Genomic DNA, 19924 nt, shown 5'->3' on the forward strand with positions numbered 1-19924 from the left:
TGTCGCGCAGTGTACCAGCCTCGCTCGCTCTACCTGCAAGTTCTGGACGAGTAGCGTGTAGCAGCTGTCGAGCCCGCGAGGCCGTGGTGAGGGGATTTATCCCCGTTGGGCAGCGAAGCGGCCCCCGAGGGCGGTCCTGCGGACACGCAACGCAGCCTCGTGCCTCGGCAGCTGCTACGGATCAGTGCTCTATATCGTGTTCGCGGCTGACCATCCGTCGGCCATCCTTCGGTGAAAGCTGCGAGAAGATCGTTGCAGCCAGCATCGCCATGATCCCGACCGTTACAAAGGTCAGCTGGAACGCGCCCAAAACCGTGTCCACGCCGTCGTTGCCGATCTCCGCCGTGAAGCCGCCAAGCAAGGCGCCGGCACAGGCAACGCCAAGGCTCAGGGACAATTGCGCGACCACCGACAGCAGGCTGTTGCCGCTGCTGGCGCTGGCGTCGTCGAGGTCGATCAGGGTTACGGTGTTCATTGCGGTGAACTGCAACGAGTTGATCGCCCCCAGAATCGATAGCATCACCAACAGCAGCCAGTACGGCGTTTGCTCGCTCACCAGGCCCATGCTCGCCAGCATCAACCCCAGCGCCAGCGTATTGCCGGTCAGTACGATGCGATAGCCCAGACGTTCGATCAGCGGTCGCGCCACCGACTTGGCGACCATCGCTGCCGCCGCCAGCGGCAACATGCTCATCCCGGCCTGGGACGGCGAATAACCCAGCGCCACTTGCAGCAGCAACGGCACGAGAAACGGCAGGGCGCCGCTGCCCAGTCGGGCGAACAGGTTGCCGAGGATGCCCACGGCAAACGTCCGGGTCTTGAACAGCGACGGTGCGAACAGCGGATTTTCGATGTGTCCGGCCCGCAACCAATACGCCGCCAGACAGGCCATACCGCCGAACAGCAGCAACATCACGCGCAAGTGCGGCAGGTGCAATTCGCCGAGACCTTCCATGGCGATGGTGATCAGCACCATCGCCGCGCCGAACAGTAAAAAGCCCAGGCTATCGAAGCGGGTGCGTTCGGTGCCGCGCAGGTCGGGGATGAATTTCCACACCGCGTAGCAGCCGACGGCGCCGACCGGCAGGTTGATCAGGAAGATCCAGTGCCAGGTCAGGTATTCCACCATCCAGCCGCCCATAGTCGGGCCGAGCAACGGGCCGAGCAATCCGGGGATGGTGATGAAGCCCATGATCCGCACCAGTTCCGAGCGAGGGTAGGCGCGTAGCACCACTAACCGCCCGACCGGCAACATCAGCGCGCCGCCCAGGCCCTGAATCACCCGTGCGCCAATCAGCAGGCTCAGGGTGCTCGACAGTGCGCAGAGCAACGAGCCGAGGCTGAACAGCAGGATCGCGCCGAAGAAGATTTTCCGGGTGCCGAAACGGTCGGCGATCCAGCCCGAGGCAGGGATCAGCAAGGCGACGGTGAGCATGTAGGCGATGATCACGCCCTGCATGCGCAGCGGGTCTTCGGCCAGGTCTCGGGCCATGGCGGGCAGGGCGGTGTTGAGGATGGTCCCGTCGAGGGATTGCATGAAGAACGCGATGGCGACAACCCACGGCACCCAGCGGGTGGTGACAGCGTCGAGAGGCGGGCGGTTGGGCATGGGACCTCTTGTGGGTTGAAATTAATGCAAGGTCAAGGCTGGCACTGACCTCTGTGGGGAGGGGGTTCTGTGGTGAGGGGATTTATCCCCGTTGGGCTGCGCAGCAGCCCCAAAAACTGGCACACGCGGTTTATCAGACAGACCGCATTTGCCGAATTTACGACTGCTTCGCAGCCGAACGGGGATAAATCCCCTCGCCACAGAATCCCCTCACCACAGGATCCCCTGTGTACTGGGGTGATGTGTTTAAAGGGTCAAGGTCAGTTTGCTGATCAGCGCCCCTGGCAACAACGCCGACGCGGTGGCCCGCTGGCTGTAGGTGCTGGCCGACAACATCAGCTCCCGCTCCTCGGTCAACGCTTCCAGCTGCGATCCAAGCAAACTGTAGGCACTGTCATCAAACCTCATCGTACTCACCGGCGCCTGAATCTCGCCGTTCTCGACCCAGAAGGTCGCAAACCGCGTCATGCCGGTCAGGCGTGCCGCCGGCTGATCGGAGTAGTTCAGGTACCACAGGTTGCTGATGTACAAGCCCGTGCCCAGTTGCTTGAGAATCTCTGCATCAGGCAACGTACCGGCCGCCATGTTCACCGCGTTTGGCATTTCACCGCCGCTGGCGCCGTTGGCGGTCAGGCCGTACTCGGCTGCACTGCGTGAACTGACCATCTGCGCGCCGGCCTTGCCGTTGACGATCAACCCCAGATCGTTGCGCGGATAACCTTCGCCGGAGAATGCCGGGCTCAACGAACCGCTGACCTTTTCATCCACCGACACCAACGGGCTGAGCGCACTGTCGCCCGCGTAAAGCTTCTGCAGCGGACTGTTTTTGCTGGCAATCGACTGCGCCGAGAAACCGCCCCAGCCCAGCATGTCCATGATTTCTCCCAAGGCTGCTGGTGCCAGATAGGCGCGATACTGACCCGGCGCCAGGATGTGTTGCGGTCTGCCGAGGAACGCCAACTGCTCGCGTGCCTGCGCAAAGCGCTTGGCAAACCCTTCGCTGCTCCAGTCGTGCCCGGCGTAACTGGCTTTCACCGCTTGGCCGTTGTCATGGACGAGGCTGAAATCAAAGTTGAAGCTGTTGGCCTGATGCCAGCCGAACGCGCCCGAAGAACTGGCGAAACCGCGACTGATCGGGCCGGCGGCGTAGAAACCCACCAGGTCCAGCCCTTCGGCCGCCTGGGTGATTTCAGCGACCACCTGCTCGGTGTCCGGCAGCGGATGATCTTGAACATTCTTGCTCTGCCAACCGTTGTGGTTGAGCAACAGGTACGGATCTTGCGGCAGCAGCGGCAAGGTTTCGCGCAGCTGTTGCAGACCTTCGGCCAGACGCTGAACATCGACTTCAGCATCACCGGAAAGTGTGATGTTCAGGTCGGCATGCCGGCCGTCGTTGATCAGTTTGAAACCGACGCTCGCCTGCTGCACCTGCCCGGCCTGACGGACCTTGGCGTGGTTGAAGCGCACGAAGGCCGACGATTCCGCGGCGTAACTTAGAGTGAATTGCTCCGGCTCGCGAATCGCGTCGCGCAGCCAATTGACCAAGGCCTTGAACGCATCGGCCTGATTTTTTGAAGTGCTCATCAGGCATCTCCCCCAAACACATCCACATTGCTGAATACACAGGCCGGCGAGGCATGGCCGACTCGGATCACCTGGTTCGGCTCGCCTTTGCCGCAGTTCGGTGTGCCCAGGACCTTGACGGAGTTGGCATCGCCAACGGCGCTGAGGTTTTTCCAGAACTGCGCGGAAATCGCCCGGTAGTTGGGGTTCTTGACCACGCCTTTGAGTTCGCCGTTTTCGATCAGTTGGCCCCATTCACAGCCGAACTGGAATTTGTTGCGCGCATCGTCGATGGACCAAGAGCGGTTGGTGCTCATCAAGATGCCGTGCTCGATGTTGCCGATCATCTGCTCCAGCGGTTGATCGCCGGCCTCGATGTTCAGGTTGGCCATGCGGTCGATAGGCGGACGGTTCCAACCGCAGGCGCGGCTGTTGGCGACGCCTTCCATACCGGCACGGAATTGCGACAGCGCGCCGCCCAATGGGCGCAGCAGCAAGCCTTCTTTAATCAGGAATTGTTTGCTCGCGGCAGTACCGTCGTCGTCATGGCCATAGCTGGCTAGCTGCTCGGGGATGTCCGGGTCGAAGGTCACGTTCAGCAGTTTGGAGCCGTATTGCAGGCTGCCGAAGTCTTCTGTCTTGACGAAACTGGTACCGGCGTAATTGCGCTCGTCACCGAGGATGCGGTCCAGTTCCAGCGGGTGACCGATGGACTCGTGGATCTGCAGCATCATCTGGTCCGGCATCAACAGGAGGTCGCGCGGGCCTTGCGGGGTGTTCGGCGCCAGCAGCAACTGCAGCGCCTGATCGGCGATTTTCGGACCGGCGCCGACCAGGCCGCAGCGGCTGATCACATCGAAGCCGCCTTGTTGGCCGAAATTTTCGCGGCCCAAGGTACGGGTCTGGCTGTCATTGCCGTCGTAGGCGGTGACGTCCACGCTCGGGTAGACGAACCGCTGGGCCTGGCGCAGTTCGGCGCCGGCGCTGTTGAGGTAGATCTGCTCGACGTTAGTGATGCCGATGCTCACCTGCCAGTTCACCAGTCGCTCGTCCTTGGGCACGGACGCGGATTCGGCACCGAGCAGTTGGTAGCAATCACTCAGGGACGGGAAGGGCTGGTCGAGGTTCGGCGAAAAGTAATCGGCGCGGTCGCTGGAAACGGCTTGCTCGCGCAGGTCGAGCAGGGCGTGGGGCTTGAGTCGGCGGGCTTGCTGCTCGGCTCGTTCCAGCGCCGCTTGCAGGCCGGATTGCGACAGGTCATTGGTCGCGGCGTAGGCTTCGACGCCGTTGACCCGAACGGTCAGCATCGCGCCTTCGTCACGGCTCAGGCTGGGAGGTTCGGCGACATTCTTGCGCACCGACAGGTACTGGCCGGACTCGCGCACATAACGCAGCGAAAAGAATTCAGCGCCCGTGCGCAAAGCAGCAAAACGCTGCTTGAGCTGGGGGTGGAAATCGAACATTCGGGAACCTCCTTGGTATGGAGTGGCGGTGTATCGATGTTGCGAGGGGGGTGAAACGTTGGCGTGGCGCTAGATTAGGCCTGCGTGGGGGGTAGGATCAAGCTTGGATCGGCGTAGGAAAAAGGAAAGCCGAGAGATGTGTGGTGTTTGTCAGGGCCCCATCGTCGGAACGCCGCCCGGAGCAGGCTCGCTCCCACAGTTGATCTTGGGTGTTCACAAATGCTGTGTTCACTGGAGATCTACTGTGGGAGCGAGCCTGCTCGCGATTGGCCGCGCCTCGGTGTAACGGTTTTACTGAGCGGTAAGGCTCACATCACGCAACGGCTTGCCACGCACCGGAGCATCACCGGCCACGAAGTAGGCGGCCTTGCTACGCGGCAATGGCTTGCGACCACGGATCTTGTCGGCGATTTTCTCGGCGATCATGATCGTCGGCGCGTTCAGGTTGCCGGTGGTGATGATCGGCATGATCGAGGCATCGACCACGCGCAGGCTCTGCATGCCGTGCACACGACCTTCAGCGTCAACCACCGCCATTTCGTCGGTGCCCATCTTGCACGAGCAGGACGGGTGGAACGCGGTTTCGGCGTGTTCGCGGATGAACGTGTCGAGCTGCTCATCGGTTTGCACGTCGATGCCCGGGCTGATTTCGCGGCCACGGAAAGCGTCCAGTGCAGGCTGTTGCATGATTTCACGGGTCAGGCGGATGCCGTCGCGGAATTCCTGCCAGTCCTGCTCGGTGGCCATGTAGTTGAACAGGATGCTCGGGTACTCGCGCGGATCCTTCGACTTGGCCTGAATCCGACCACGGCTTGGCGAACGCATGGAACCCATGTGCGCCTGGAAACCGTGCTCTTTCACACCGTTGCTGCCGTTGTAGTTAATTGCGACCGGCAGGAAGTGGTACTGGATGTTCGGCCAATCGAATTCCGGACGGGTACGGATGAAACCGCCGGCTTCGAACTGGTTGCTGGCGCCGATGCCGGTGCCGTTGAACAGCCACTCGGCGCCGATGGCCGGTTGGTTGTACCAAAGCAGCGACGGGTACAGCGAGACCGGTTGGGTGCAGGCGTATTGCAGGTACAGCTCGAGGTGATCCTGCAGGTTTTCGCCGACGCCTGGCAGGTCGTGGACCACCGGGATGTCGAGCTTGTTCAGCAGTTCGGCCGGGCCGACACCGGAGCGTTGCAGAATCTGCGGCGAAGCGATGGCGCCGGAGCACAGCAGCACTTCTTTGCGGGCGCGGGCTTCAACGCGCTCTTCAGCGGCGCCGATCAGGTAACGCACGCCGACCGCACGCTTGCCTTCGAACAGGATCTTGTCGGTCAGGGCGTGGGTGACGATGGTCAGGGTCGAGCGCTTCTTGGCGATGTCCAGGTAACCGCGAGCGGTGCTGGCGCGGCGGCCGTTCGGCGTCACGGTGCGGTCCATCGGACCGAAACCTTCCTGCTGGTAACCGTTCAGGTCTTCGGTACGCGGGTAACCGGCTTGAACGCCGGCTTCAACCATCGCGTTGAACAGCGGGTTGTTGCCGGCTTTTGGCGTGGTCACGCTGACCGGACCTTCGCCACCGTGATAGTCGTTCGGGCCGATGTCGCGGGTTTCAGCCTTGCGGAAATACGGCAGGCAGTTCAGGTAATCCCAGTCTTCCAGACCTGGCAGTTTGGCCCAGTTGTCGTAGTCCATCGCGTTGCCGCGGATGTAGCACATGCCGTTGATCAGCGAGGAACCACCCAGGCCCTTGCCGCGACCGCATTCCATCCGGCGACCGTCCATGTGTGGTTCTGGATCGGTTTCGTAGCCCCAGTTATAGCGACGACCTTGCAGCGGGAACGCCAAAGCAGCCGGCATTTGCGTGCGGAAGTCCAAACGGTAGTCCGGGCCGCCTGCTTCGAGCAGCAGGACGGTGACGCCTTCGTCTTCAGTCAGACGGGTCGCCAGGGTGTTACCGGCCGAGCCGGCACCGATGATGATGTAATCGAATTCTTGGGACATTGAATGCACCCTCTTTGAAGTTGGTCAGGTCAGGCCTGACGAGTGCTGCGCACTCGATCGCCAGCAGGCTGGCTCCCACATTGGAATGCGTACTCCTGTGGGAGCCAGCCTGCTGGCGATGACGGCCTCGCAGGCGAAGCGGATATCGCCTTAGAAAACCGAGGCGTAATCGCCCAGTTCGACCTGTACCGATTTGATGCGTGTGAAGTTGTTCAGCGAGCTGATGCCGTTCTCACGACCAACACCCGATTGCTTGTAGCCGCCAACCGGCATCTTGGCGTCGGATTCGCCCCAGGCGTTGATCCAGCAGATACCGGCTTCCAGTTGATGAATCACGCGGTGAGCGCGGTTCAAGTCCTTGGTGACAACACCAGCCGCCAAACCGAACTCGGTGTCGTTGGCACGACGGATCACTTCTTCTTCGGTTTCGTAAGTCAGGATGCTCATCACCGGGCCGAAGATTTCTTCGCGAACGATGTTCATCTCGTCGGTGCAGTCGGTGAACACGGTCGGTGCCACGAACGCGCCTTTGGCGAATTCGCCTTCGGTCAGACGGCTGCCGCCGCAGAGAACGCGAGCGCCTTCTTCCTTACCTTTGGCGATGTAACCCAGCACGCTTTCCATGTGGGCGAAGCTGACCAGAGGTCCGAAGTTGGTGTTCTCATCTTCCGGGTTGCCGACGCGGATGCGCGCAACGCGCTCAACGATCTTGGCTTCGAAAGCGGCTTTCAGGTGGCTCGGCACGAACACGCGAGTGCCGTTGGTGCAGACCTGACCGGAGCTGTAGAAGTTGGCCATCATCGCGGTATCGGCGGCGCGATCGAGGTCGGCGTCGTCGAAGATGATCAGCGGGGATTTGCCGCCCAGTTCCATGGTCACGTCTTTCAGCGACGAGGCGGAAGCGCTGGCCATGACCTTCTTGCCGGTGTCGGTGCCGCCGGTGAAGGAGATTTTTTCGATGCGTGGGTGCTCGGTCAACCAGGTACCGACTTCACGGCCGCTGCCGGTCAGCACGTTGAACACGCCAGCCGGAACGCCAGCTTCGGTGTAGATCTCGGCCAGTTTCAGCGTGGTCAGGGAAGTGACTTCGCTTGGCTTGAAGATCATCGCGTTACCGGCCGCCAGGGCAGGTGCGGATTTCCACAGGGCGATCTGGATCGGGTAGTTCCACGCGCCGATACCGGCCACGACGCCCAGCGGCTCGCGACGGGTGTAGACGAACGAAGTGGTGCGCAGCGGAATTTGCTCGCCTTCGATGGCCGGCACCAGACCTGCGTAATACTCCAGCACGTCAGCGCCGGTGACGATGTCGACGTACTTGGTTTCGGAGAACGACTTGCCGGTGTCCAGGGTTTCCAGGGCAGCCAGTTCATCGTTGCGCTCGCGCAGGATGTCGACGGCACGACGCAGGATGCGCGAACGCTCCATGGCGGTCATTGCGGCCCAGATTTTCTGGCCCTTTTCGGCGCTGACTACAGCGCGCTCAACGTCTGACTGGGTCGCACGTTGTACGGTTGCGAGGACTTCACCGTTAGCCGGGTTGATGGCTTCGAAGGTGGCGTCGCTGCTGGCGTCACTGTAGCCGCCATCGATGTAAAGTTTTTGCAGTTCGAAACGGGCCATATAGTCCTCGCAAGAGCATAAGTTGGTTGGCGGTAACCACCGGGCGTGCCTTATAGCTTGGGCAACGCTGGTCAGTGGCAGTTCAGGTGCTGAGCGGTTCTGTGTGCTCTAACTCACCTGCTTGGCCAGTTGGAAATCCATGTATTCGTAAGCGATCTGGTGCGCTTGCCCGGTGTCGAAAGCATCTCCCGACAGCGCGCCGCGCAACCACAAACCGTCGATGAGGGCTGCCAGACCGCGGGCTGCACTGCGCGCGTCTTCGAGCGGCAATACACGGCGGAACTGGCAGCACAGGTTGGAATACAGACGGTGATCGTTGATCCGCTGCAACCTGTGCAAAGACGGGTGGTGCATGCTGGTGGCCCAGAAGGCCAGCCAGGTTTTCATTGCCGGGCCATTGACCTGGCTGGCGTCGAAGTTGCCTTCGATAATCACCTGGAGGTGCGCCCGCGGGCTGCTGTCCTCCAGCGCCTGACGGCGCGCGGTGACGTTCTCGCTGAGGACACTCATCAGATACTGCGCCGTGGCAGCGATCAGGCCGTTCTTGTCCTGAAAATAGTGACTGATGATGCCATTCGAGACACCGGCCAAACGGGCGATCAGCGCAATGCTGGCGTCCCCCATGCCGACCTGATCGACGGCCAGTAATGTGGCTTCGATCAATTGCTGGCGGCGGATGGGTTGCATACCGACCTTGGGCATCTTGCACATCTCCTTAGGCCTTCCGGCGGACGTGAAACGTCTATCGGATTGAAGGCCAGTCTATTTTGTTTTGATTGAACGTTCAATCAACAAAGAATAAGATCTGCGACAATTCGTCGCTGCCTACAGGTTTTTCCTACATGTAGTTGGCGGAAAAACGACATCCGAAAACGCTCGAAACCCACGCGCATTGGCGCTCCCGGGCTTCGGGCTTTTTTCGGGCTGTCTTTATATCACCCGCTGGTCGGCTGCCAACTAAGCGATTGGTCGGGTAACGCGTTGCCTTGTGTTTTTCTCTCGCACTGCCTGGAGCATCTGTGCCATGAGTTCTGCCTCTCTAATAAAGACCCCACCCGAGAAGGTGACGGTCAACGGTTGGGTGTTCTACACCTCTACCGCGTTGATCCTGTTGTTGACCGCCATTCTGATCATCGCCCCGCAAGAGGCCGGCAGATTGCTCGGTATTGCCCAGGCCTGGTTGTCCCGCAGCTTCGGCTGGTACTACATGGTGGTGATCGCCGCTTATCTGGTTTTTGTGGTTGGCCTGGCGTTTTCGTCCTACGGCAAGCTCAAACTGGGCAGCAAGGACGACACCCCGGACTTCAGCTACGGCGCCTGGGCGGGGATGCTGTTCTCGTCGGGTATCGGCATCTCGTTGTTGTACTTCGGTGCTTCCGAGCCGCTGGACCACTACTTCAATCCGCCGGAAGGCGTGGCCGGCAGCAACCTTGCCGCACGTCAGGCTGTACAGCTGACGTTCCTGCACTGGGGCCTGCATGGCTGGGCGATCTACGCATTGGTCGGCCTGGCCGTTGCTTATTTTGCTTACCGTCATAACCAGCCGCTGGCGTTGCGTTCGGCGCTGTATCCGCTGGTCGGCGAGCGTTGGGTCAAAGGCGCGGCCGGTCATGCGGTGGACGGCTTCGGCATGTTCGTGACCCTGCTGGGTCTGGTGACGAACCTGGGGATTGGTTCGCTGCAAGTGTCGTCGGGGCTGGAAAACCTGTTCGGCATGGAACACAACAACACCAACCTGCTGATCGTGATCATCGTGATGAGCACCGTGGCGACCATCGCTGCCGTGTCCGGCGTGGAAAACGGCATTCGCCGTCTGTCCAACCTGAACATTGTGCTGTTCAGTGGTCTGTTGATTTTCGTCCTGCTGTTCGGCCCGACCCTGCACCTGCTTAACGGCTTCGTGCAGAACATCGGTGACTACCTGAACGGCGTGGTGTTGAAGACTTTCGACCTCTATGTGTATGAAGCCGACAACGCCAAATCCGAACGCTGGTTGGGCCTGTGGACCCTGTTCTACTGGGCCTGGTGGATTTCCTGGGCGCCATTCGTAGGTATGTTCATCGCGCGTATTTCCCGTGGTCGCACGGTGCGTGAACTGGTGGCCGGCGTGCTGCTGATTCCGCTGGGCTTCACCCTGGCGTGGCTGTCGATCTTTGGTAACTCGGCCCTGGACCTGGTGATGAACCACGGGGCGGTGGAACTCGGCAAAACGGCGCTGGAACAGCCGTCGATGGCGATCTACCAACTGCTTGAGCACTACCCGGCGTCGAAGATCGTGATCGGCGTGTCGATCTTTGTCGGTTTCGTGCTGTTCCTGACCCCGGCGGATTCCGGCGCGGTGATGATGGCCAACCTTTCGTGCAAGGGCGGTAACGTCGACGAAGACGCCCCGAACTGGCTGCGGATCTTCTGGTCGGCGGTGATCACGCTGGTGACCATCGGCCTGCTGTTCGCCGGTAACTTCGAAGCCATGCAAACCATGGTGGTGCTGGCCGGTCTGCCGTTCTCGGTGGTGCTGGTGTTCTTCATGTTCGGCTTGCACAAGGCGATGCGCCAGGACGTGCAAATCGAACAGGAACAAGCGGAGCTCGCAGCCCGTGGTCGTCGTGGTTTCAGCGAGCGTTTGACGCAGCTGGACTTGCAGCCGAATCAGTCGATTGTTCAGCGTTTCATGGACAAGCAAGTCAGCCCGGCACTGGAAGATGCAGCTGTGCAATTGCGCACTCAGGGTCTGGATGTGCAGACGTTGTTGGGCAAGTCGAAACGCTGCATGGGCGTGCGGATCGAGATGGAAGAGGGCAACCCTTTTGTCTACGAAGTGAGCCTGGACGGTTATCTGGCGGCGGCGAGTGACACGGTGTCTGCTGAAAGCGCTGATGAACCGCGCGCACGTTACTACCGCGCCGAGGTGTACCTGCATAACGGCAGCCAGGACTACGACTTGATGGGCTTCACTCAGGATCAGATCACCCGTGACGTGCTCGATCAGTTTGAAAGCCATCGGCAGCTCCTTGGCCGGGTTTATAGCTGAAAATTGAGGTGATGCGGTGTTTCAGTGACACCGCGTCGCGTTCATCGCGGGCAAGCCTTGCTCCTACAGGAACGGCGCAACACCTGTAGGAGCTGAGCTTGCTCGCGATGGGGCCACCAGGGTCGATACACATTCGACCCGATATCTCGATAAACAAAAACGCCGCGATCATCTCGCGGCGTTTTTGTGTGTGTTGCCTTACCCCAGGTTCTTGCCGAGCAGTGCGTGATACAGCTCGCTGTCACCCAGAATCCCGACAACCTTGTTGTTGTCGTGCAGGACCAGCTTATTACCCGTCTGATATCGAATCTGCAGCGCATCGCGCATGCCGATGTTCGAGTCCACCAGTGTTGGACGACGACCCAAGCCTTCAACCGCTTGCCCGGGAATCCAGTTCTGCAAGTCCAGGCTCGCGCCGTTCTGGCGTGCGCCTTTGATGGTGTTGCCTTCGGCCAGGTCCAGCCAGGAATCACCGCCCGGATCGAGGCATACCGAACCGTTGATGCGTTTGCAGTTGTCCAGGGTGCGCATCAGGCTGCGGCCGCACAGTACGTTCAGCGGATTGGTGTGGGCGACAAAGGTCCGCACGTAATCGTCCGCTGGGTTCAACACGATCTCTTCTGGCTTGCTGTACTGAACAATCCGGCCGTCTTTCATGATCGCGATACGGCTGCCGAGTTTCAGCGCTTCATCGAGGTCGTGGCTCACGAACACGATGGTTTTGTTCAGCTTGCTTTGCAGTTCCAGCAGTTCGTCTTGCAGGCCTTGGCGGATCAGCGGGTCGAGGGCCGAGAACGGTTCGTCCATCAGCAAAATATCGGCATCCATCGCCAGCGCGCGGGCCAGGCCCACACGTTGCTGCATACCACCGGAGAGCTCGTCCGGCTTCTTGTTGCGCCACTGGGTCAGGCCCACCAGCTCAAGTTTTTCATCGACCAGTTTTTTCCGTTCCTTCTCCGGACGACCCTGCATTTCCAGACCGAAGCTGATGTTCTCGCGAACGGTCAGCCAAGGCATCAGGGCGAACTTCTGGAACACCATCGCAATGCGCTGGGTGCGCATCATTTTCAGTTCTGCCGGGGTGCAGGAAGCGATGTCGATCTGCTTGCCTTCGTGCTCGACGAACAACTTGCCGCGGCTAACGGTGTTGAGGCCGTTGATGCAGCGCAGCAAGCTGGACTTGCCGGAGCCGGACAGGCCCATCAGTACGCAGATTTCACCTTTTTCGACATCCAGGCTGGCCTTTTCGACGCCAACAATCTGCCCGGTCTTTTTCAGGATCTGGTCGCGGGTCATGCCCTGGTCGAGGAGTTTCAAGGCCTCGCGCGGGTCTTTGGAGAAGATTACGTCGACGTCTTCGAAGCGAATAATGCTCATGCGTCACCCCCTACTTTGGCTTCGGGTTGTTTGCAGATACGGTCGAGCATGATCGCCAGCAGTACGATCGCCAGGCCCGCTTCGAAGCCCAGGGCGATATCAGCAGTGTTCAGTGCGTTGACCACGGGTTTGCCCAGGCCGTCAGCGCCCACCAGTGCCGCGATCACCACCATCGACAGCGACAGCATGATGCACTGGGTGATACCGGCCGCGATGCTTGGCATGGCGTGGGGCAGTTCAATCCGTGAAAGCAGTTGACGGCGCGAGCAGCCGAAGGCTTTGCCGGCGTCCATCAGTTCCTGCGGAACATCGCGAATACCCAGGTAAGTCAGGCGGATAGGTGCGGCAATCGCGAACACCACCGTAGAAATCAGACCCGGGACCACACCCAGACCGAAGAGGGTCAGGGTAGGAATGAGGTACACGAAGGTCGGCACGGTCTGCATCAGATCGAGCACCGGCCGCATCACTGTGTAGAACATCGGTTTGTGCGCGGCGACGATGCCCAACGGCACGCCGATCAACACGCAGACCAGGGTGGCGAACAACACCTGGGCGAGGGTTTCCATGGTTTCCTGCCAGTACCCCAGATTGAGGATCAGCAGGAAGGAGGCGATGACAAAAACGGTCAGGCCCCACTTTCGTTGAATGAAGTGTGCCAGTAGCGCGATGAGGCCGATCAATGCCAGCGGGTTGAACCAGGTCAGCGCAAAAGTCACGCCGTGGATCATCGTTTCCAGTGACACGGCGATTGCGTCGAAGGTGTTGGCGCCGTTTTGCGTCAACCATTCAACGAAGCCCGCGATGTACTGGCCTAAAGGTATTTTCTGATCAATCAGCATGGTAGTGAACGTCCGCATGCAAGGAAATAAACAGCCCGGGCGAGCGAACTCGCCCGGCGTAAGCGATGCTTCCTAATTCAAGGCTGCGCGAGCTTGGTTTTCACGGCCTCCAGGCCTGGTTTACCGTCAATGGTGGTCACGCCAGCGAGCCAGGTATCGAGCACCTGTGGATTCTTTTTCAGCCAGGCCTTGGCGGCCGCGTCAGGCTTCATTTTGTCGTCCAGGACGTTGCCCATCAGCGTGCTTTCCATGTCGAGGGTGAACACCAGGTTTTTCAGCAACTGTCCTACGTTGCTGCATTCCTGAGCGTAACCCTTGCGGGTGTTGGTGAAGATGGTTGCCTGACCGAAGTTGGGGCCAAAGAAATCGTCGCCGCCGGTCAGGTACTTCATCTTGAAACGCGTGTTCATCGGGTGTGGTTCCCAGCCCAGGAACACCACGGCGGTGTTGCGGCGCTGGGCGCGATCGACTTGCGAGAGCATGCCGGCCTCGCTGGACTCGACCACCTTGAAGCCGGCGTCTTTCAAGCCGAAGGCGTTCTTGTCGATCATGCTCTGGATCAGGCGGTTGCCGTCGTTGCCTGGTTCGATACCGTAGATCTTGCCGTCGAGTTCTTTCTTGAACTTGGCGATATCGGCGAAATCTTTCAGACCTTTGTTATACAACTCTTCGGGCACCGCGAGTGTGTATTTTGCGTTTTCCAGATTGGCGCGCACGGTCTCCACGGTGCCGGCATCGCGGTAGGCCTTGATGTCGTTTTCCATGGTCGGCATCCAGTTACCCAGGAATACGTCCATGTTCTTGCCGTCGGCCAGGGACTTGTAGGTCACCGGTACGGAAATCATCGTGGTTTTGGTCTTGTAGCCGAGGGCATCGAGAACGACGCTGGTGGTGGCGGTAGTGACGGTAATGTCAGTCCAGCCGACATCGGAGAAGTTTACGGTACTGCATTGAGCCGGTTCGGCGGCTTGAGCCAGTAACGGCAGACTCAGCATGGCGGCCAACAACAACGACGGGGAACCTTTCATAAGGGGCGACTCCTTGGTGTTTTTTTTGGCAGTGTTCCGACTGGACCACCGCACTTATAGGTTGCGGTTGGATGGCGTTTTGGAGACATCTCTACCACGGTGCCTTGCAATCGAGTCGATACGATCATGTACCAGTGAAAATCTGACGCCTACAGGGGGCGTCGTAACCAGTACAGGGATGGTCGCATCCAGTGTCGGTGACGTCGTTTACAGATTTTTTCGGCCCTCTTTGCCTCTCTGATCCGCAAAAAAACGGCGAAAACGCGACGTAAAAGACACGCGGCGTTAGTGGGCATGAGTGCGTCGGTGTGAGACGTCGAACGACATGACAAAAGCCTGATGATGCGGCCATCTCGGCGGATTGCAGCTTGAGCGTAGCAGCTCCGTCACTGGGCGCTTTTGCGTCTGGAGTTGGCACATCCAGGAGTTCGGCAGTAATGGCTATCAGTGTTTTCGACCTGTTCAAAATCGGCATCGGCCCTTCCAGTTCGCACACCGTGGGGCCTATGCGCGCCGCGGCGTTGTTCGTGCAAGGTTTGCGTGAGCAGGGTCTTCTGGAGCAAGTACGGCGCGTCGAAGTTCAGCTTTATGGTTCGTTGTCGGCCACCGGCATCGGTCACGGCAGTGACAACGCAGTGATCATGGGCCTGATGGGCGAGTGGCCGGACGCGATCGATCCGTCGCAAATCGGCATTCGCATCGAAACCCTGCGCGAAACCCACACGCTGTTGCTCGACGGTCGTTTGTCGGTCCCGTTCATCTGGGCCCGGGACATGCGCCTGATCGACGAGAACCTACCGTTCCACCCTAACGCCATGACGCTGATCGTCGAAGGCGATGACGGCGAGCTGCATCGCGACACCTACTATTCCATCGGCGGCGGCTTTGTCGTTGATGAGGCACAGGCTTCCAGCGGCGTGGTCGATCTGGATCGCACCGTACTGCCTTACGACTTCTCCAGTGCCGCCGAACTGCTCAACCTCTGCAAGCAGCACAACTTGCGCGTTGCAGAGTTGATGCTGGCCAACGAGAAGGTCTGGCGCAGCGAAGAGGACATCCGCGCCGGCCTGATGACGCTCTGGCATGCCATGCAGGATTGCGTGGAACAAGGCCTCAAGCACGAAGGCATCTTGCCCGGTGGCCTGAACGTGCGTCGTCGCGCGGCCAAACTGCACCGCAGCCTTCAAGAACTGAACAAGCCCAATGTGATCGGCTCGACCTTGAGCGCCATGGAGTGGGTCAACCTGTTCGCCCTGGCGGTCAACGAAGAAAACGCCGCGGGTGGGCGCATGGTGACTGCACCGACCAATGGCGCGGCGGGGATCATTCCGGCGGTGTTGCATTACTTTATGAAGTTCAGCGAGGTGGTGACCGACGCCAACGTGGTCGACTATTTCCTCAGTGCGGCGGCGGTAGGGATTCTGTGCAAGAAGAACGCTTCGATTTCCGGTGCCGAAGTCGGTTGCCAGGGCGAAGTCGGTTCGGCCTGCGCCATGGCGGCGGCCGGGCTGGCGGAGATTCTGGGGGCGACACCGGAGCAGCTGTGTAATGCGGCGGAAATCGGTCTGGAACACAACCTCGGACTGACCTGCGACCCGGTGGGCGGATTGGTGCAAGTGCCGTGCATCGAGCGCAATGCGATTGCGGCGGTGAAGGCGATCAACGCGGCGCAGATGGCGTTGCGGGGCGACGGTCAGCACTTTATCTCGCTGGATCGGGTGATCCGCACGATGCGTGATACTGGCGCCGATATGCATGACAAATATAAAGAGACATCGCGCGGTGGGTTGGCGGTTAGCGCGGTTGAGTGCTGAGACCGGGTTGACCTGTGGCGAGGGGATTTATCCCCGTTCGGCTGCGCAGCAGTCGTAAAGATTTTGGGGCCGCTGCGCGACCCAACGGGGATAAATCCCCTCGCCACAACAGGCCACATAGCACCACACCAGACCAGTCAAAACTGCGCGCAAAGTGAACACCCGGTTCAAAACGCGCCACGTTTTGGCGCGTCGCTTACAGATAAGCGACTTGCCCAAGATCCGGGATCCAAGTTGGCCATTACCGCCTGTCATCTGTGCTTGCGGTGACACTCTTCACCAGGTCGCTGTAGCCCTGTTCCCACAAGTGCTACCGATTTGCTCACGCCCAACGGGGCAGAGCGCTTCCCGCCGATAATGGCAGTTATAACCCCTACTCCCGGCACGGCTTATATAGACGCGGCGCGACGTCGTTTTCAGGAGTTATTGAACGGCCATTCAACTTTAGGCATGGCATTTGCTCTGTCATTACAAAGCCCGTCTCCCACGCGAGAACGATGGCAATAACAAGAGCCTCCGCCTGAGGCCATCACCCGCTTTGTGTGAGGAGATACCGCGATGACGACGTTCAACTCCGGGGCCCAACCCCAGAACCGTGCGCCTCAATCCATCGGCTTTTTGCTGCTGGACAATTTCACGCTTATTTCTTTGGCCTCCGCAGTAGAACCCCTGCGTATGGCCAACCAGTTGTCCGGTCGTGAGCTGTATCGCTGGACCACGATCACAGTCGACGGCGGTCAGGTCTGGGCCAGTGACGGTCTGCAGATCACCCCCGACTGCTCCATGCACAAAGCACCCGCCCTGGACACCATCATTGTCTGCGGCGGTATCGGCATCCAGCGCACTGTTACCCGTGAACACGTTTCGTGGCTGCAAAGCCAGGCGCGTCAGTCCCGTCGTCTCGGTGCGGTCTGCACCGGCAGCTGGGCCCTGGCGTGCGCCGGCCTGCTGGACGGTTTCGATTGCAGCGTGCACTGGGAATGCCTGGCCTCGATGCAGGAAGCTTTCCCGCGTGTGGCCATGAGTACCCGTCTGTTCACCCTTGACCGTAACCGTTTCACCAGCTCCGGTGGCACCGCGCCGCTGGACATGATGCTGCACCTGATCAGCCGCGATCACGGTCGTGAACTGTCGGCCGCGATCTCGGAAATGTTCGTCTACGAGCGCATCCGCAACGAGCAGGATCACCAGCGTGTGCCGCTCAAGCACATGCTCGGCACCAACCAGCCGAAGTTGCAGGAAATCGTCGCGCTGATGGAGGCCAACCTCGAAGAGCCGATCGACCTCGACGAACTGGCGGTGTATGTCGCCGTGTCGCGTCGTCAGCTGGAGCGGCTGTTCCAGAAATACCTGCACTGCTCGCCGTCGCGTTATTACCTGAAACTGCGCTTGATCCGCGCCCGGCAGCTGCTCAAGCAAACGCCGATGTCGATCATCGAAGTGGCGTCTGTTTGTGGTTTCGTGTCCACGCCGCACTTCTCCAAGTGCTACCGCGAATACTTCGGCATTCCGCCGCGTGACGAGCGCGTAGGTTCTAACACCACGCAACAAGTGGCGATGATGCCGCTGCCGCAAGCACTGGTGTTGTCACCGTTGTCCGGGCCGTTGTCGGCGTTGAGTCAGGCGCGGAACGAGTCGACGTTTGCCAGCGTAAGGCTTTAAACCGTGGCGCCTTCATTCGCGAGCAGGCTCGCTCCCACATTAGATCGCGTTCCTCCGAGAGGAGTCGGTCAACTGTGGGAGCGAGCCTGCTCGCGAAAGCGGTTTATCAGGCGCTACGGCTTTGCTGATACTCCGCCAACGCTGGCAGCAATTGCTTGTCGATGGCCTGGCGCACGGCCGGCAGAATGGTCGCGCTGCTGGTGTACATCTGCTTGACCATGGTCCGCAGCGTCATCGCCCGTTCATCGTTCAAGCCTCGCACTGCACATTCGCAAGCCTGCTGTGCTGTAGCGCCACTCGGTACTTGAAAACCCAACGATTTCAGCTGGCCCAACAGGTCTTCCTGGTCAATCAAATCGGCGTGCATCATGACGCAATCCTTCTTCAGGGAACGGTGTCGTGGTTCGATTCTCATAGGGGTACGGAGTGGCGGCAAGGACGATTTGTCGCAATGGCCGCAATACCTATGAACAGGTCGTTTTCGGCTAACTTGTGCAGGAAGAGAGTGGGCACACTGGGATCAGCTGGCTTCACGAAGGTTTGGTCACCCTCGCGCAACGGCTCCTCAACAGTTACCCACCTCTGCCCCGATCCTGTCACGGCTTGATCGGGGTTTTTTTTGCCTGTGAATCAGGAATATATGAGGTGTATGGACTGGCGCCATCGCGGGCAAGCCTTGCTCCTACAGGATATCGGCTCGTACCTCTGTAGGAGCAAGGCTTGCCCGCGATGAACGATGACGCGGTCTAGCGTTGCAGCACCAATATCCGCGACAACAGTTCATCACGGTCGACATAGCAACCCTGAAAATGCCGGGCGCCGGTGGCGGGGTCGAAGGCGTTGCGGGCGTGGAGGGTGCGGCGGTTGTCGAAACACCACATTTCGCCGGGGTTTAACCGCGTCATCACGCGGAATCGTGTTTCCCGGGTCATCGCAATAAAGCGGCGGTAGGCGTGATAGAGAGCGGGCATCTGTTCGACCGACGCATCGAACGGACCGCGCAGAAAGTTCGCCATGCGGATTTCCGAAACCTGCCCCAAGGTATCCAGCGCGATGATCGGCGCGAGACGGCGGTAGTCGCTGTGGCGGTCTTTGTTGCGGAACTCCACAGGGATTTCGCAAAGGCTTTTGAACGCCTCGGGATCTTCATCGCGCAAGGCTTCGGCAATGGCAAAACCGTCGACGAAAATACTCTCGCCACCGTCGGCGTCATTCACCAGGCAATGCAGAAACTGCAGCCCCGGTTGCAACTCCCGGGTCGGCAGGTCGCTGTGCAGCGGCAGGTTGAACGCGGTGTAGGCATTGCTGTCGGCATCGGCCTTGGATTGCACGTTGAACAGCACGCCAAAATTGCTCTCGCGGATGAAGGAAATCCGCTGGGCGATCAACTTCAACGAGCCCGGCTCGGTGGGCACGCCGCGGACCTGAGTCAGGCCGAGATCGCGCACGGCCAGCAGCCATTGCAGCAAGGCGTCGTTGTCGCTCATCAACGCCTGGTATTCGAATACCGGCAGCTTCAGGTTGCTGTTCCAGAGCTGGCTTTTGGGCTTGGCGGCCCGGCGTTCGGCGCGGGACTCATCATCGTAGGCGTGAGCCCGTAACCAGCCAGGATCGAAGCGGCTGAGATGACCGTCCTGCCAATCGACACGCAGGCAGCCTTCGGCATCAATGCTGACGTCCGAGGGCTTCAGGTTTTCGGCGACGTCGACGATTTCCAGCACTTGCTCGCGGGTGACGGTGTAGACGCACAGCGGGCACGGACAGTTGTCCCGCAACCACTGATGATGAAACGGGCTGACACGGTCATCGGCCCACTTCACTTGAACTCGGTCCGTCAGGGTGTGTACGGCGGTCAACGCGCTGATCAACGGGTAGGTACGGAAGTCGGCAAAAGCGGCGGCGGTGTTCAATGGCGAT

At 59.9% G+C, this 19924-nt stretch carries 14 protein-coding genes; 3 read left to right on the forward strand and 11 right to left on the reverse strand.

What is annotated here, in order from left to right; all coding sequences use genetic code 11:
• Positions 1–181: 181 nt before the first annotated feature.
• From mdtD to betI, 6 genes are all read right to left on the reverse strand, one after another.
• Positions 182–1609 carry a multidrug transporter subunit MdtD gene (gene mdtD / locus ACYZUA_RS04640; protein ID WP_461962242.1) on the reverse strand — a complete coding sequence of 476 codons (1428 nt, stop codon included), beginning with the start codon at positions 1607–1609 and terminating at the stop codon, positions 182–184.
• A gap of 246 nt (positions 1610–1855) precedes the next feature.
• Positions 1856–3193, reverse strand: coding sequence for a TldD/PmbA family protein (locus ACYZUA_RS04645; RefSeq protein ID WP_461962243.1), 1338 nt, complete (start codon positions 3191–3193; stop codon positions 1856–1858).
• A complete protein-coding gene (locus ACYZUA_RS04650) occupies positions 3193–4635 on the reverse strand; it encodes a TldD/PmbA family protein (RefSeq protein ID WP_461962244.1) in 1443 nt (480 codons plus the stop codon). The genes ACYZUA_RS04645 and ACYZUA_RS04650 overlap by 1 nt, the downstream gene beginning before the upstream one ends.
• A 291-nt stretch (positions 4636–4926) precedes the next feature.
• On the reverse strand, positions 4927–6630 hold the full coding sequence (gene betA / locus ACYZUA_RS04655; protein ID WP_461962245.1) for a choline dehydrogenase: 1704 nt from the start codon (positions 6628–6630) through the stop codon (positions 4927–4929).
• 150 nt (positions 6631–6780) lie between these two features.
• Positions 6781–8253 (reverse strand): betaine-aldehyde dehydrogenase, encoded by a 1473-nt coding sequence (betB, locus tag ACYZUA_RS04660; RefSeq protein WP_461962246.1) that lies wholly within the window; start codon positions 8251–8253, stop codon positions 6781–6783.
• Positions 8254–8361: 108 nt separating this feature from the next.
• Positions 8362–8955, reverse strand: a complete 594-nt coding sequence (gene betI, locus ACYZUA_RS04665; RefSeq protein WP_461962247.1) for a transcriptional regulator BetI — start codon at positions 8953–8955, stop codon at positions 8362–8364.
• Positions 8956–9334: 379 nt separating this feature from the next.
• On the opposite strand from betI, the gene ACYZUA_RS04670 reads away from it, so the two are divergent.
• Complete coding sequence (locus ACYZUA_RS04670) at positions 9335–11284, forward strand: BCCT family transporter (protein WP_461963876.1); 1950 nt, start codon at positions 9335–9337, stop codon at positions 11282–11284.
• Between the two features lie 198 nt (positions 11285–11482).
• Here ACYZUA_RS04670 and choV read toward each other — a convergent pair whose 3' ends face one another.
• The 3 genes from choV to ACYZUA_RS04685 all read right to left on the reverse strand — a co-directional run bounded on the left by choV (position 11483) and on the right by ACYZUA_RS04685 (position 14531).
• On the reverse strand, positions 11483–12661 hold the full coding sequence (gene choV / locus ACYZUA_RS04675; protein WP_309677858.1) for a choline ABC transporter ATP-binding protein: 1179 nt from the start codon (positions 12659–12661) through the stop codon (positions 11483–11485).
• Positions 12658–13503 carry a choline ABC transporter permease subunit gene (gene choW / locus ACYZUA_RS04680; RefSeq protein WP_461962248.1) on the reverse strand — a complete coding sequence of 282 codons (846 nt, stop codon included), beginning with the start codon at positions 13501–13503 and terminating at the stop codon, positions 12658–12660. Before choW ends, choV begins: the two co-directional genes overlap by 4 nt.
• A 77-nt stretch (positions 13504–13580) precedes the next feature.
• The gene (locus ACYZUA_RS04685) at positions 13581–14531 is read right to left on the reverse strand and encodes a choline ABC transporter substrate-binding protein (protein WP_461962249.1); all 951 of its coding nucleotides are present in this window, start codon (positions 14529–14531) and stop codon (positions 13581–13583) included.
• Between the two features lie 437 nt (positions 14532–14968).
• Here ACYZUA_RS04685 and ACYZUA_RS04690 point away from each other — a divergent pair, with 437 nt between their 5' ends.
• Together ACYZUA_RS04690 and gbdR are read left to right on the forward strand one after the other, a co-directional pair.
• The gene (locus ACYZUA_RS04690) at positions 14969–16345 is read left to right on the forward strand and encodes an L-serine ammonia-lyase (RefSeq protein ID WP_461962250.1); all 1377 of its coding nucleotides are present in this window, start codon (positions 14969–14971) and stop codon (positions 16343–16345) included.
• A gap of 558 nt (positions 16346–16903) precedes the next feature.
• A complete protein-coding gene (gene gbdR / locus ACYZUA_RS04695; RefSeq protein WP_046029844.1) occupies positions 16904–18007 on the forward strand; it encodes a choline metabolism transcriptional regulator GbdR in 1104 nt (367 codons plus the stop codon).
• A 106-nt stretch (positions 18008–18113) separates the two neighbouring features.
• Here gbdR and ACYZUA_RS04700 read toward each other — a convergent pair whose 3' ends face one another.
• Positions 18114–18377: a hypothetical protein gene (locus ACYZUA_RS04700; protein ID WP_461962251.1), complete on the reverse strand. Its 264-nt coding sequence runs from the start codon at positions 18375–18377 to the stop codon at positions 18114–18116.
• A 376-nt stretch (positions 18378–18753) separates the two neighbouring features.
• Positions 18754–19917 (reverse strand): gamma-butyrobetaine dioxygenase, encoded by a 1164-nt coding sequence (locus tag ACYZUA_RS04705; protein WP_461962252.1) that lies wholly within the window; start codon positions 19915–19917, stop codon positions 18754–18756.
• Between the last annotated feature and the right edge of the window lie 7 nt (positions 19918–19924).

This window comes from Pseudomonas sp. LS2P72 (assembly GCF_054897865.1).

Bases quoted from the DNA above. Each gene is read 5' to 3' on its own strand.
- mdtD (WP_461962242.1), bottom strand. From the start codon at position 1,609: ATGCCCAACCGCCCGCCTCTCGACGCTGTCACCACCCGCTGGGTGCCG.
- ACYZUA_RS04645 (WP_461962243.1), bottom strand. From the start codon at position 3,193: ATGAGCACTTCAAAAAATCAGGCCGATGCGTTCAAGGCCTTGGTCAAT.
- ACYZUA_RS04650 (WP_461962244.1), bottom strand. From the start codon at position 4,635: ATGTTCGATTTCCACCCCCAGCTCAAGCAGCGTTTTGCTGCTTTGCGC.
- betA (WP_461962245.1), bottom strand. From the start codon at position 6,630: ATGTCCCAAGAATTCGATTACATCATCATCGGTGCCGGCTCGGCCGGT.
- betB (WP_461962246.1), bottom strand. From the start codon at position 8,253: ATGGCCCGTTTCGAACTGCAAAAACTTTACATCGATGGCGGCTACAGT.
- betI (WP_461962247.1), bottom strand. From the start codon at position 8,955: ATGCCCAAGGTCGGTATGCAACCCATCCGCCGCCAGCAATTGATCGAA.
- choV (WP_309677858.1), bottom strand. From the start codon at position 12,661: ATGAGCATTATTCGCTTCGAAGACGTCGACGTAATCTTCTCCAAAGAC.
- choW (WP_461962248.1), bottom strand. From the start codon at position 13,503: ATGCTGATTGATCAGAAAATACCTTTAGGCCAGTACATCGCGGGCTTC.
- ACYZUA_RS04685 (WP_461962249.1), bottom strand. From the start codon at position 14,531: ATGAAAGGTTCCCCGTCGTTGTTGTTGGCCGCCATGCTGAGTCTGCCG.
- ACYZUA_RS04690 (WP_461962250.1), top strand. From the start codon at position 14,969: ATGGCTATCAGTGTTTTCGACCTGTTCAAAATCGGCATCGGCCCTTCC.
- gbdR (WP_046029844.1), top strand. From the start codon at position 16,904: ATGACGACGTTCAACTCCGGGGCCCAACCCCAGAACCGTGCGCCTCAA.
- ACYZUA_RS04700 (WP_461962251.1), bottom strand. From the start codon at position 18,377: ATGATGCACGCCGATTTGATTGACCAGGAAGACCTGTTGGGCCAGCTG.